This is a genomic window from Enterobacter cloacae complex sp. P27C (assembly GCF_014895705.1).
Taxonomy (GTDB): domain Bacteria; phylum Pseudomonadota; class Gammaproteobacteria; order Enterobacterales; family Enterobacteriaceae; genus Enterobacter; species Enterobacter bugandensis.
Map to the genome: position 1 here is coordinate 1 of NZ_JADBQB010000018.1, position 11,932 is coordinate 11,932.

13 protein-coding genes and 1 riboswitch are annotated in these 11,932 nt (G+C 58.5%); of the genes, 7 read left to right on the forward strand and 6 right to left on the reverse strand.

Features of this window, described 5'->3' with window-relative positions:
- Positions 1-335: 335 nt before the first annotated feature.
- Both purH and purD read left to right on the forward strand, forming a co-directional pair.
- Positions 336-1,925: a bifunctional phosphoribosylaminoimidazolecarboxamide formyltransferase/IMP cyclohydrolase gene (gene purH, locus IM291_RS21460; protein WP_028015111.1), complete on the forward strand. Its 1,590-nt coding sequence runs from the start codon at positions 336-338 to the stop codon at positions 1,923-1,925.
- A gap of 15 nt (positions 1,926-1,940) precedes the next feature.
- Complete coding sequence (gene purD, locus IM291_RS21465; protein WP_048999979.1) at positions 1,941-3,233, forward strand: phosphoribosylamine--glycine ligase; 1,293 nt, start codon at positions 1,941-1,943, stop codon at positions 3,231-3,233.
- Positions 3,234-3,279: 46 nt separating this feature from the next.
- Here the strand turns inward: purD and IM291_RS21470 are convergent, their stop codons facing one another.
- The 6 genes from IM291_RS21470 to nudC all read right to left on the reverse strand — a co-directional run bounded on the left by IM291_RS21470 (position 3,280) and on the right by nudC (position 7,632).
- Positions 3,280-3,972: a DUF1481 domain-containing protein gene (locus tag IM291_RS21470; protein ID WP_048999978.1), complete on the reverse strand. Its 693-nt coding sequence runs from the start codon at positions 3,970-3,972 to the stop codon at positions 3,280-3,282.
- Between the two features lie 11 nt (positions 3,973-3,983).
- Positions 3,984-4,256 (reverse strand): nucleoid-associated protein HU-alpha, encoded by a 273-nt coding sequence (gene hupA, locus IM291_RS21475; RefSeq protein WP_002445246.1) that lies wholly within the window; start codon positions 4,254-4,256, stop codon positions 3,984-3,986.
- 186 nt (positions 4,257-4,442) lie between these two features.
- Entirely contained in the window at positions 4,443-5,033 is a 591-nt protein-coding gene (locus tag IM291_RS21480) for a YjaG family protein (RefSeq protein WP_022646712.1), read from the reverse strand.
- A 41-nt stretch (positions 5,034-5,074) separates the two neighbouring features.
- A complete protein-coding gene (nfi, locus tag IM291_RS21485; protein ID WP_192987616.1) occupies positions 5,075-5,746 on the reverse strand; it encodes a deoxyribonuclease V in 672 nt (223 codons plus the stop codon).
- A 9-nt stretch (positions 5,747-5,755) separates the two neighbouring features.
- A complete protein-coding gene (gene hemE / locus IM291_RS21490) occupies positions 5,756-6,820 on the reverse strand; it encodes a uroporphyrinogen decarboxylase (RefSeq protein ID WP_192987618.1) in 1,065 nt (354 codons plus the stop codon).
- Positions 6,821-6,858: 38 nt separating this feature from the next.
- A complete protein-coding gene (gene nudC, locus IM291_RS21495; RefSeq protein ID WP_045630297.1) occupies positions 6,859-7,632 on the reverse strand; it encodes an NAD(+) diphosphatase in 774 nt (257 codons plus the stop codon).
- A 95-nt stretch (positions 7,633-7,727) separates the two neighbouring features.
- On the opposite strand from nudC, the gene IM291_RS21500 reads away from it, so the two are divergent.
- From IM291_RS21500 to thiS, 5 genes are all read left to right on the forward strand, one after another.
- Complete coding sequence (locus IM291_RS21500; RefSeq protein WP_028015105.1) at positions 7,728-8,225, forward strand: Rsd/AlgQ family anti-sigma factor; 498 nt, start codon at positions 7,728-7,730, stop codon at positions 8,223-8,225.
- Between the two features lie 54 nt (positions 8,226-8,279).
- Positions 8,280-8,389: riboswitch (TPP riboswitch) on the forward strand.
- A 79-nt stretch (positions 8,390-8,468) separates the two neighbouring features.
- Positions 8,469-10,364, forward strand: a complete 1,896-nt coding sequence (thiC, locus tag IM291_RS21505) for a phosphomethylpyrimidine synthase ThiC (protein WP_041911590.1) — start codon at positions 8,469-8,471, stop codon at positions 10,362-10,364.
- Entirely contained in the window at positions 10,364-10,999 is a 636-nt protein-coding gene (thiE, locus tag IM291_RS21510; RefSeq protein WP_192987620.1) for a thiamine phosphate synthase, read from the forward strand. Before thiC ends, thiE begins: the two co-directional genes overlap by 1 nt.
- On the forward strand, positions 10,992-11,747 hold the full coding sequence (locus IM291_RS21515; protein ID WP_192987621.1) for a HesA/MoeB/ThiF family protein: 756 nt from the start codon (positions 10,992-10,994) through the stop codon (positions 11,745-11,747). The genes thiE and IM291_RS21515 overlap by 8 nt, the downstream gene beginning before the upstream one ends.
- The gene (gene thiS / locus IM291_RS21520; RefSeq protein WP_028015101.1) at positions 11,731-11,931 is read left to right on the forward strand and encodes a sulfur carrier protein ThiS; all 201 of its coding nucleotides are present in this window, start codon (positions 11,731-11,733) and stop codon (positions 11,929-11,931) included. Before IM291_RS21515 ends, thiS begins: the two co-directional genes overlap by 17 nt.
- Position 11,932: the final 1 nt, after the last annotated feature.

Genomic DNA, 11,932 nt, shown 5'->3' on the forward strand with positions numbered 1-11,932 from the left:
TTTTTTCTCTTCAACCGACCGGGTTAACTGTGAAGTGATTCACATCCGCCGTGTCGATGGAGGCGCATTATAGGGAGTTCTCCGCAGCCCGCAACCGCTAAATGACAGAAAAATGACTGACTGCTGCATTCCCCAGCAAAACCCCGCCTTATACCCTTTTACACACAGAGTTATCCACAGCGCTTCGAAAAAGTGAAAATATGCGAGCGTTGCGCAAACGTTTTCGTTAAAATGCTCGCGCTTAACAAGGAGGCCTCGTCAGGTGTGTTAGATGAGTTTTTCGCTGGAAAATTCATCTAACGCTCTCTGTAATCGTGAAATCCAGGGGATTTACCATGCAACAACGTCGTCCAGTCCGCCGCGCTCTGCTCAGTGTTTCTGATAAAGCCGGTATCGTCGAATTCGCTCAGGCACTTTCCGCACGTGGTGTAGAGCTACTTTCTACAGGCGGTACCGCTCGCCTGTTAGCAGATAAAGGTCTGCCGGTAACCGAAGTGTCCGACTACACCGGTTTCCCGGAAATGATGGATGGACGCGTCAAAACCCTGCATCCGAAAGTGCACGGCGGCATTCTGGGCCGTCGCGGTCAGGACGACGGCATTATGGAACAGCATGATATCGCGCCTATCGATATGGTTGTTGTTAACCTCTACCCGTTTGCCCAGACCGTCGCCCGCGAAGGCTGCTCTCTGGAAGATGCGGTTGAGAATATTGATATTGGCGGCCCAACCATGGTGCGCTCCGCGGCGAAGAACCATAAAGATGTGGCCATCGTGGTGAAGAGCAGCGACTACAGCGCCATTATTAATGAGATGGATGCTAACGACGGCTCCCTCACTCTCGAAACCCGCTTCGACCTTGCGATTAAGGCGTTCGAACACACCGCCGCGTACGACAGCATGATTGCCAACTACTTCGGTAGCCTGGTTCCTGCCTACCACGGTGAAAGCAAAGATCCTTCTGGCCGCTTCCCGCGCACCCTGAACCTGAACTTCATTAAGAAGCAGGATATGCGTTACGGTGAGAACAGCCACCAGCAGGCTGCCTTCTATATAGAAGAAGAGGTCAAGGAAGCCTCCGTTGCGACCGCACAGCAGGTTCAGGGCAAAGCCCTTTCCTATAACAACATTGCCGACACCGACGCCGCACTGGAATGCGTGAAAGAGTTCAGCGAGCCGGCCTGCGTTATCGTCAAGCACGCCAACCCGTGCGGCGTTGCGGTAAGCACCTCTATTCTGGATGCCTACGATCGCGCCTACAAAACCGACCCGACCTCCGCATTCGGCGGCATTATTGCCTTCAACCGCGAGCTGGATGCCGAGACCGCGCAGGCCATTATCTCCCGCCAGTTTGTCGAAGTGATCATCGCGCCGTCCGCGTCCGAAGAAGCGCTGAAAATCACCTCGGCGAAACAGAACGTGCGCGTACTGGTTTGCGGCCAGTGGGCGGAGCGCGTGCCGGGCCTGGACTTCAAGCGCGTGAATGGCGGTCTGCTGGTTCAGGATCGCGATTTGGGTATGGTGACAGAAGCCGACCTGCGCGTGGTGACCAAACGTCAGCCGACCGAACAGGAGCTGCGCGACGCGCTGTTCTGCTGGAAAGTGGCGAAGTTCGTGAAGTCTAACGCCATTGTCTACGCAAAAGAGAACATGACCATCGGGATAGGCGCAGGCCAGATGAGCCGCGTTTACTCTGCGAAAATTGCCGGTATCAAAGCAGGCGACGAAGGCCTGGAAGTGAAAGGCTCCGCCATGGCCTCTGACGCCTTCTTCCCGTTCCGTGACGGTATCGATGCTGCGGCTGCGGTGGGCATCACCTGTGTGATCCAGCCTGGCGGCTCTATCCGCGACGACGAGGTGATTGCCGCTGCCGACGAACACGGCATCGCAATGATCTTCACCGACATGCGCCACTTCCGCCATTAATTCCCGGAGCAGAAAATGAAAGTATTAGTGATTGGTAACGGCGGGCGCGAGCACGCTCTGGCGTGGAAAGCGGCGCAGTCTCCGCAGGTTAAAACCGTCTTCGTGGCACCGGGTAACGCCGGTACCGCACTGGAACCCGCGCTGCAGAACGTGGCTATCGGCGTGACCGATATCCCGGCGCTGCTGAGCTTTGCCCAGACCGAGAACATCGATCTGACCATCGTCGGCCCGGAAGCGCCGCTGGTAATTGGCGTGGTTGACGCCTTCCGCGCTGCGGGCCTGAAAATCTTCGGCCCAACGGAAGGTGCCGCACAGCTGGAAGGCTCCAAAGCCTTCACCAAAGATTTCCTTGCGCGTCATAACATCCCGACGGCGGAATATCAGAACTTCACCGAAGTGGAGCCTGCTCTGGCCTGGTTACGTGAAAAAGGCGCGCCGATTGTCATCAAAGCCGACGGTCTGGCCGCCGGGAAAGGCGTTATCGTGGCGATGACGCTCGAAGAAGCCGAAGCGGCCGTTCAGGATATGCTGGCAGGCAACGCTTTTGGCGACGCGGGCCACCGAATCGTGATCGAAGAGTTCCTCGACGGCGAAGAGGCGAGCTTTATCGTGATGGTCGACGGCGAGCACGTTCTGCCGATGGCCACCAGCCAGGATCACAAGCGCGTTGGCAATGGCGATACCGGCCCCAACACCGGCGGGATGGGCGCTTACTCCCCTGCTCCCGTTGTTACCGATGAGGTGCATCAGCGCACCATGGACCGCATCATCTGGCCTACCGTGAAGGGCATGGCGGCGGAAGGCAATACCTACACCGGTTTCCTCTACGCGGGCCTGATGATTGACAAGCAGGGTAACCCGAAGGTGATTGAATTCAACTGCCGCTTCGGCGATCCGGAAACCCAGCCCATCATGCTGCGCATGAAATCCGACCTGGTGGATCTGTGTCTGGCGGCCTGCGAAGGCAAGCTGGACGAGAAAACCTCAGAGTGGGACGAGCGTGCGTCTCTGGGCGTGGTGATTGCTGCGGGTGGCTATCCGGGGAACTACAGCACCGGAGATGAGATCCACGGCCTGCCGCTGGAAGAGATTGACGGCGCGAAGGTGTTCCACGCCGGTACGAAGCTGGCTGACGATGACCGCGTGCTCACCAACGGCGGCCGCGTGCTGTGTGCGACCGCGCTGGGCCAGACCGTGGCAGAAGCGCAGAAACGCGCCTATGCGCTGATGGCGGATATTCACTGGAACGGCAGCTTCAGCCGTCAGGATATCGGTTATCGTGCTATTGCGCGGGAGCGGGGGGAGTAATTTCCCCTCACCCTAACCCTCTCCCTCAAGGGAGAGGGAACTTAAATCAAAAACTTTTCTCTGTCGGCTGCCAGGTGCAGAAGTCTTCGTTCGCCACCAGCAGCAGCTGAGAGCCTTCCGGCGCCTCAAGCCACGCCACGCTCACTTCCATAGACGAATGCCGCTGACGGCGCTGAATGTGTTCGGTTGCCCAGGATTCAAGCTCAGGCTTTACGGTCTGCCCTTCGCAGGTGGTCACCGTGCCATCGGCATGCCAGCGCCCCTGGCGCAGTACCACGCGGCCCTGACGCAGCGCGTCGCTGGTCTGACGGAGCTGTTCGGCGCGGTAGCGGTAAAGGGCGACCTGATCGCTGGAAAGCTGCTGTTTCAATCCGCTAACTTCATGCTGCATAAAGCTCAGCTCGCCGTGGTCGTCGAAACGCACCTTCACGTGTTCTGGGGTCTTGCTGTAGATGTTCAGTTCAATCAGCGACAGCGCATCGCCCTGCCAGCGGTACTCTGCGGTCGAGGTGTTGCCGTTATGCCACGGGCTGAACGCGGTAAGCATATGGACTTCATCGCTGGAATCTTTGCGCCAGATCCTGACCGCGCCCTGGTTGTCAGCGTAGCCGCTGGCGGTAAACGGGGGGAGTGAGGAGTCATGGCTACAGGCAGACAGCAACAGTATGCCTGCCAGCGCGAGCGTGCCACGCCAGAATGACAAAAGGGGCGTTGCCGCCCCTTCGTTAAAACTGTTCACTGCCACGCGTCTTACTTAACTGCGTCTTTCAGTGCTTTACCAGAAACAAATGCCGGCACGTTAGCTGCGGCGATTTTGATTTCTTTACCGGTCTGCGGGTTGCGGCCAGTACGCTCAGCGCGGTGGTTCACTTTGAAGGTACCGAAACCAACCAGTTGTACAGCATCGCCTTCTTTCAGAGACTCAGTAATAGCAGCCAGGGTAGATTCCAGAGCAGCTTTAGCCTGCACTTTAGACAGATCAGCCTTGTCCGCAATTACATCAATCAGTTGAGTCTTGTTCATAAGTTATCCTTTCAATGTGTTTATCGCTTGCTAAGCATCGAGTGCGACGAAAATGCCAAAAAAGCACTCTCCTGCATACACGCACCGATAGCCACTTTTTTTCGCCCCCCAAATGTAGACCAGACGGGGGGCAGAAGGGAAGAGTCGAGGTGCGACAAAACAGGCGTTAAATCACGTTTTGTTGTCTCATTGGTTAAAAATTATACCAATATTGCTCTCGCCGGCCTCACGCAGGTCCGCGCGCAGCCCTTTGATCAGCTCAATATCACGCTCTTCACACTCTGCCAGCAGGCGGAAAATCTCCCACTGAATGTCCCATTCCTGTTCAACCGCCGGGTTAGCACGCAGCTCTTCGTCGGTCATTTCACGGCCTTCCTGCGTCATTTCCAGCATCGCGACGGTCGTGATGGATGCCTTACTGACTTCAATGGCGTGCTCCAGCGTTTCACCGCTCAGACGGGAGTGGATCAGCTCGCTCAACGCCACGCAGGCGTCGATAGCCGGATAAACGCCGTACAGGTCGTAATCGTCCGCCGCCGGGATCGCCTCTTCCAGCTTTTCGAGCTGTGAATCGAAGTTCACCTTTGCGTCTTTCACCGTCAGCGTCTCCCAGATCAAATCCAGGATACGTCGATAAATCTGGCCTTCGCCAAACTCCGTTTGCTTACAGAACGCGGCATAGTTGGGATACATGCGCTCGCACAGGCAAGCCATAAACGTCACGTGCTGCCAGCTTTCCAGCTTCTCAAGGCGCAGATGAATCGGGTTTTGTAACATGATGATGTCTCGAATCGAAAATTAGCCGCAGTTTACCTGAATCACGGCTGAATTTCCTGCCAACGAATGAATGCCGGACGTGAAGAGGCAACGGCGTCAGCCCAGCGGGTTGGCTCCGGTAACCGGTAGCCCTTCATGCAGCGCTGCACCCACGCCAGCGCGCTGTCCATGCTCACCCGATGCCCGGTGGCGATAAACAGCGGATTACAGCGCGCTTTACTGCGCCAGACCCACGCCAACTGCTCGCCTTTATGGATAAGCGGCGCCAGCGCGCCCGGTTCGGCAGAAAGCGGCTCAAACGCGCCGCACAGGCGTTTTTTCGCCACGCCGATGGTCGGCACGTCCACCAGCAGACCAAAGTGGCTGGCGACGCCTAAGCGACGCGGATGGGAGATACCGTGCCCGTCAACAAACAGGAGGTCAGGTTTTTGCGAGAGTTGCTCCCACGCGGCCAGCAGCGCGGGGTATTCGCGGAAGGAGAGAAAGCCGGGAATATAGGGCATGGTGGTGGCGATACGCGCCACCTTGTACTCCACCAGCTCCAGCGACGGGTATTTCAGCACCACCATCGCCGCCCGCGTCACTTCCCCGCCCTGCTCAAACCCGACGTCCGCCCCGCCAATGTACTGCGGGGGATCTTTATCCAGACGATCCTCGTGGATCACCGATGAAGCCAGTTCGATTTGCTGAGCGCGTAGCGACGCGAGATCCATAACCACTCCTTACTTGTGATACTGGGCAGAAAGCCGATGCACCGCCTCCACAAATACGCCTGCGTGTTCAGGCGGCACATCCTGATGAATGCCGTGGCCGAGGTTAAAGACGTGGCCTTCACCCTGGCCGAAACCAGACAGTATAGTCGACACTTCCTCTTCGATGCGGGCAGGCTGAGCATAGAGCATGGACGGATCCATGTTGCCCTGTAGCGCCACTTTGTCGCCCACGCGACGGCGCGCATCGGCAATATCGGTGGTCCAGTCGAGGCCCAGCGCGTCGCAGCCGGTGGCCGCCATCGCTTCCAGCCATTGGCCGCCGCCTTTCGTGAACAGCGTCACCGGCACGCGGCGACCGTCGTATTCACGCAGCAGGCCATCGACGATTTTGTGCATGTAGTACAGGGAGAACTGCTGATAATCGCGCCCGGTCAGCACGCCGCCCCAGGTGTCGAAAATCATCACCGACTGCGCACCCGCTTTAATCTGCGCATTGAGGTAGAGCGTAACGCTCTTTGCCAGCTTGTCGAGCAGCGCATGCAGCGCCAGCGGTTCGGCGTACATCATCTTTTTAATCATAGTGAAGGCTTTGCTGCTGCCGCCTTCAACCATGTAGGTGGCCAGCGTCCACGGGCTGCCAGAGAAGCCAATCAGCGGCACTTCGCCATTCAGCTCGCGGCGAATGGTGCGCACGGCGTTCATCACGTAGCCCAGCTCGCCTTCCGGATCGGGGATCGGCAGCTTATCGACGTCAGCTTTGCTTTTGATCGGCGAGGTAAAGCGCGGGCCCTCGCCGGTTTCGAAATAGAGCCCCAGGCCCATCGCGTCCGGAATGGTAAGAATGTCCGAAAAGAGAATGGCGGCATCCAGCGGGAAGCGGCGCAGCGGCTGGAGCGTCACCTCACAGGCCAGCTCGGCGTTTTTGCACAGCGACATAAAATCGCCCGCCTGCGCGCGCGTGGCTTTGTACTCTGGCAGATAGCGTCCCGCCTGGCGCATCATCCACACCGGGGTGACATCAACGGGCTGGCGCAGCAGCGCACGCAGATAACGATCGTTCTTCAGTTCGGTCATTTTGCAGTTCCTTATTGCGTCAGTCCGTCAGTGTAACACTACTCATACTCGGCCCGACACATTGCCACGGTATCTTCTATCAGGCGACGCGCCACCGTTCCCGGAGGGGGTAACAGCGGTAAATTGTCGTAGCGGTACCAGTTCGCCTCCAGCAGCTCTTTCTGGTCGATAACAATCTCGCCGCTGTCATATTCCGCCATAAACGCGGTCATCAGAGACATCGGGAACGGCCACGGCTGGGAGGTCACGTAGCGCAGGTTCTTCACCTTGATGCTGCTCTCCTCCATCACCTCGCGCGCCACCGCCTGCTCCAGCGTTTCGCCTACTTCGACGAACCCGGCGAGGACGGTGTGAATGCCGTTGCGATGACGGGTATGTTGCGCCAGCAGGATGGAATCATCACGGCGGATGGCAACGATGATGCACGGCGCGATTTGCGGGTAGTAGCGTTCACGGCAGTGGCCGCAGAGCAGCGCCCATTCGGTTTTGCTTGGGTGCATGGTGTGGCCGCAGTAACCGCAATATTTGTGCGAACGGTAAAACTCCGCCAGCTGCACGCCGCGCCCCGCCAGCTGGAACAGGCCGACGTCCAGATCTAACACCTGACGTACGGATCCCATATCCTGACGGCGCGCCTGTTGGATCAACCACACGGGATCGCCCTGCCATTCGCCAATCTTCAGCGCGGGCTGGCCCACCAGATCGAACGTTTCCGCGGCACCGTAGGGCAACTCTCCTGAGGGCAGCCATAATTTTTGTTCGTGGCTGACGATCCACCAACCCAGATCTGATTTTTCAATAATACGATCCATATCTATTGCACTACCTTCGCTTCACTGACATGTTGTTAGCATTGTGGTTACATTTTGGATAAGCAGATCCCATTCTAAACCTTATGGAGTCGACCATGTTAAACCAGCTGGAAAGCCTGACTGAGCGCGTTGGAGGAAGTAACACCCTGGTGGATCGCTGGCTACATGTGCGCAAGCATCTCCTTGTGGCGTATTACAATCTGGTCGGTCTTAAGCCTGGCAAAGAATCCTTTATGCGGCTGAACGAAAAAGCGCTGGATGATTTTTGTCAGAGCCTTGTCGACTACCTGTCCGACGGCCATTTCAACATTTATGAACGCATTATCCGCGAAATGGAAGGGACAACGCCGTATTTAGCGGCCAGCAAACTCTGTCCGCAGCTGGAAGCCAATACCCAGCAGATCATGGACTATTACGATTCCACGCTCGAGAACGCCATCGATCACGATAACTATCTTGAGTTCCAGCAGGCGCTTTCGGACCTGGGCGAAGCGCTGGAAGAGCGATTCACGCTGGAAGATAAGCTCATCGCCCTCGTACTGGATAACAACCTGAATATCAGCAGCAGCGATAACGTTGCGCGCCCTGCTTGAGTTCTTAACCGTTAACGAGTAATTTACAACCAGTCGCCCCTCTGCGGAGGGGGATTTTTCTTGTCGGAGTGCCCAGTGTGTAAGCACGGGCTGAGACCGTTAATTCGGGATCCGCGGAACCTGATCAGGTTAATACCTGCGAAGGGAACAAGAGTCACGCTGCTGTTGTATCGCCCCTGTGGCGATCTCCTCTTGCTTCATCCGTCGTCTGACAAGCCATGTCCTTCACTTCTGGAATGAGCTATGTCTACAACAAAACTGACCCGCCGCGAACAGCGTGCACAGGCCCAACACTTCATCGACACCCTGGAAGGCACCGCTTTCCCGAACTCGAAACGCATCTACATCACCGGTTCACAGGCCGATATCCGCGTGCCGATGCGCGAAATCCAGCTCAGCCCGACGCTTATCGGCGGCAGCAAAGAGAACCCCCAGTATGAAGACAACGAAGCCGTGCCGGTATACGACACCTCCGGCCCGTACGGCGATCCTGATGTTGCTATCAACGTGCAGCAAGGTCTGGCAAAGCTGCGCCAGCCGTGGATTGAGGCGCGTAACGACTGCGAAGAACTGAGCGTACGCAGTTCTGCGTACACCAAAGAACGCCTGGCCGACGACGGCCTGGACGAGCTGCGCTTTACCGGCCTGCTGACGCCAAAACGCGCCAGAGCGGGCAAGTGCGTCACCCAGCTGCACTACGCGCGCCAGGGTATCGTCACGCCGGAGATGGAGTTCATCGCCATCCGCGAAAACATGGGCCGCGAGCGCATCCGCAGCGAAATATTGCGCCACCAGCATCCGGGTGAAGGCTTTGGCGCTCGCCTGCCGGAGAACATCACGCCGGAGTTTGTGCGTGACGAAGTGGCCGCCGGGCGCGCGATTATCCCCGCCAACATCAACCACCCGGAATCGGAGCCGATGATTATCGGCCGCAACTTCCTGGTGAAGGTCAACGCCAACATCGGCAACTCTGCCGTCACCTCGTCCATCGAAGAAGAGGTGGAAAAGCTGGTCTGGTCCACGCGCTGGGGTGCGGACACGGTGATGGACCTCTCCACTGGCCGCTACATCCACGAAACCCGCGAGTGGATCCTGCGTAACAGCCCGGTGCCGATTGGCACCGTCCCGATTTATCAGGCGCTGGAGAAGGTCAACGGCATTGCTGAAAACCTCACCTGGGAAGCGTTTCGCGACACGCTGCTGGAGCAGGCGGAACAGGGCGTGGACTACTTCACCATTCACGCGGGCGTGCTGCTGCGCTACGTGCCTATGACGGCGAAACGTCTGACCGGCATCGTCTCACGCGGTGGCTCCATCATGGCGAAGTGGTGCCTGTCCCATCATCAGGAAAACTTCCTCTACGAGCACTTCCGCGAGATCTGCGAAATCTGCGCCGCGTACGACGTCTCCCTGTCGCTGGGCGACGGCCTGCGTCCTGGCTCCATCCGCGATGCCAACGACGAAGCGCAGTTTGCCGAGCTGCACACCCTGGGCGAGCTGACCAAAATCGCCTGGGAGTATGACGTGCAGGTGATGATTGAAGGCCCGGGCCACGTGCCGATGCAGATGATACGCCGCAACATGACCGAGGAGCTGGAGCACTGCCACGAAGCGCCGTTCTACACTCTGGGGCCATTGACCACAGATATCGCACCGGGCTACGACCACTTCACCTCCGGGATTGGCGCGGCGATGATCGGCTGGTTTGGCTGCGCCATGCTCTGCTACGTGACGCCGAAAGAGCATCTCGGCCTGCCCAACAAAGAGGACGTAAAGCAGGGACTGATTACCTATAAAATTGCCGCCCACGCGGCGGATCTGGCGAAAGGCCATCCGGGCGCGCAAATCCGCGATAACGCAATGTCCAAAGCGCGCTTTGAATTCCGCTGGGAAGACCAGTTCAACCTGGCGCTGGATCCGTTTACCGCCCGCGCCTACCACGACGAAACCCTGCCCCAGGAGTCGGGCAAGGTGGCGCACTTCTGCTCCATGTGCGGGCCAAAATTCTGCTCGATGAAAATCAGCCAGGAGGTGCGGGATTACGCCGCCGCGCAGACCATTGAAGTCGGTATGGCGGACATGTCGGAAACCTTCCGCGCCAGAGGCGGCGAAATTTACCTCAAAAAAGAGGAGGCGTAATGTACAAGCCCGATTTCCCCTCCGTGCCCTTTCGCTTAGGACTTTACCCGGTGGTGGACAGCGTGGAGTGGATCGCCCGCCTGCTGGAGGCCGGCGTTTGCACCCTCCAGCTGCGCATCAAAGATAAGCGTGATGAAGAGGTGGAGGCCGACGTCGTCGCCGCCATCGCGCTGGGGCATCGCTACAATGCCCGCCTGTTTATCAACGACTACTGGCGGCTGGCCGTTAAGCACCGGGCGTACGGCGTGCATTTGGGTCAGGAGGATCTGGAAACCACCGATCTGAACGCCATTCGCCAGGCTGGCCTGCGCCTGGGCGTTTCAACACACGATGATATGGAAATCGACGTGGCGCTGGCGGCCCGCCCCTCCTACATCGCCCTCGGTCACGTTTTCCCGACGCAAACCAAGCAGATGCCTTCTGCCCCGCAGGGTCTGACGCAGCTGGCGAGCCACGTTAAGCGCCTTGCCGATTACCCGACCGTCGCCATCGGTGGAATCAGCCTTGAACGCGCCCCGGCGGTGCTGGAGACCGGCGTCGGCAGTATCGCCGTCGTCAGCGCTATCACCCAGGCGGCAGACTGGCGGTCCGCCACCGCGCAGCTTTTACAGCTGGCAGGAGCGGGCGATGAATGACCGCGATTTTATGCGCTACAGCCGCCAGATCCTGCTGGAGGATATTGCCATTGACGGGCAGCAAAAGCTGCTCGCCAGCCGGGTACTGATTGTTGGTCTGGGCGGATTAGGCGCCCCCGCCGCGCTGTATCTGGCCGGTGCGGGCGTGGGCACGCTGGTGCTGGCCGATGACGACGAGGTGCACCTCAGCAACCTGCAGCGGCAAATCCTCTTCACGGCTGAAGATGTTAACCAGCCTAAAGCGCAGATCACCCGGCAGCGACTTAACCAGCTTAATCCGGATATCGAACTGATTGCGCTCCAGACGCGGCTTAGCGGAGACGAGCTGCAACGTGAAGTTGCCCTTGCCGACGCGGTGCTGGACTGCACGGACAACATGGCGACGCGCCAGGCGATTAACGCCGCCTGCGTGGCAACGAATACACCGCTTATCACCGCCAGCGCGGTGGGGTTCGGCGGGCAGATAATGGTGCTTACGCCGCCGTGGGCGCAGGGCTGTTACCGCTGCCTGTGGCCGGACGAGGCTGAACCGGAGCGTAACTGCCGCACGGCAGGCATTCTTGGCCCGGTGGTGGGCGTGATGGGTACCCTTCAGGCACTGGAGGCTATCAAGCTGCTCAGCGGCATGGAGACGGAACGCAACACGCTCCGGCTGTTCGACGCCCGCTCCAGCGGCTGGCGCCATCTGGCACTACACCGCGCCAGCCACTGCCCGGTATGCGGAGGCCACGATGCGCATTCTGTTTAACGATGAGCCGATGACGTGCGACGACGGTCTCACCGTTGCCGCCCTGCTCGACAAATTGCGCCAGCTCAAGCCGGGAACGGCGCTGGCGCTCAATCAACAGATCCTGCCGCGCGAGCAGTGGGAACTTCAGCAGGTCAATGAAGGCGACCAGATCCTGCTGTTTCAGGTTATCGCAGGGGGCTGAG

What these genes read in the sequence shown, in the direction of transcription:
- purH (WP_028015111.1), top strand. Translation starts at nt 336, where the DNA reads ATGCAACAACGTCGTCCAGTCCGCCGCGCTCTGCTCAGTGTTTCTGAT.
- purD (WP_048999979.1), top strand. Translation starts at nt 1,941, where the DNA reads ATGAAAGTATTAGTGATTGGTAACGGCGGGCGCGAGCACGCTCTGGCG.
- hupA (WP_002445246.1), bottom strand. Translation starts at nt 4,256, where the DNA reads ATGAACAAGACTCAACTGATTGATGTAATTGCGGACAAGGCTGATCTG.
- IM291_RS21480 (WP_022646712.1), bottom strand. Translation starts at nt 5,033, where the DNA reads ATGTTACAAAACCCGATTCATCTGCGCCTTGAGAAGCTGGAAAGCTGG.
- nfi (WP_192987616.1), bottom strand. Translation starts at nt 5,746, where the DNA reads ATGGATCTCGCGTCGCTACGCGCTCAGCAAATCGAACTGGCTTCATCG.
- hemE (WP_192987618.1), bottom strand. Translation starts at nt 6,820, where the DNA reads ATGACCGAACTGAAGAACGATCGTTATCTGCGTGCGCTGCTGCGCCAG.
- nudC (WP_045630297.1), bottom strand. Translation starts at nt 7,632, where the DNA reads ATGGATCGTATTATTGAAAAATCAGATCTGGGTTGGTGGATCGTCAGC.
- IM291_RS21500 (WP_028015105.1), top strand. Translation starts at nt 7,728, where the DNA reads ATGTTAAACCAGCTGGAAAGCCTGACTGAGCGCGTTGGAGGAAGTAAC.
- thiC (WP_041911590.1), top strand. Translation starts at nt 8,469, where the DNA reads ATGTCTACAACAAAACTGACCCGCCGCGAACAGCGTGCACAGGCCCAA.
- thiE (WP_192987620.1), top strand. Translation starts at nt 10,364, where the DNA reads ATGTACAAGCCCGATTTCCCCTCCGTGCCCTTTCGCTTAGGACTTTAC.
- IM291_RS21515 (WP_192987621.1), top strand. Translation starts at nt 10,992, where the DNA reads ATGAATGACCGCGATTTTATGCGCTACAGCCGCCAGATCCTGCTGGAG.
- thiS (WP_028015101.1), top strand. Translation starts at nt 11,731, where the DNA reads ATGCGCATTCTGTTTAACGATGAGCCGATGACGTGCGACGACGGTCTC.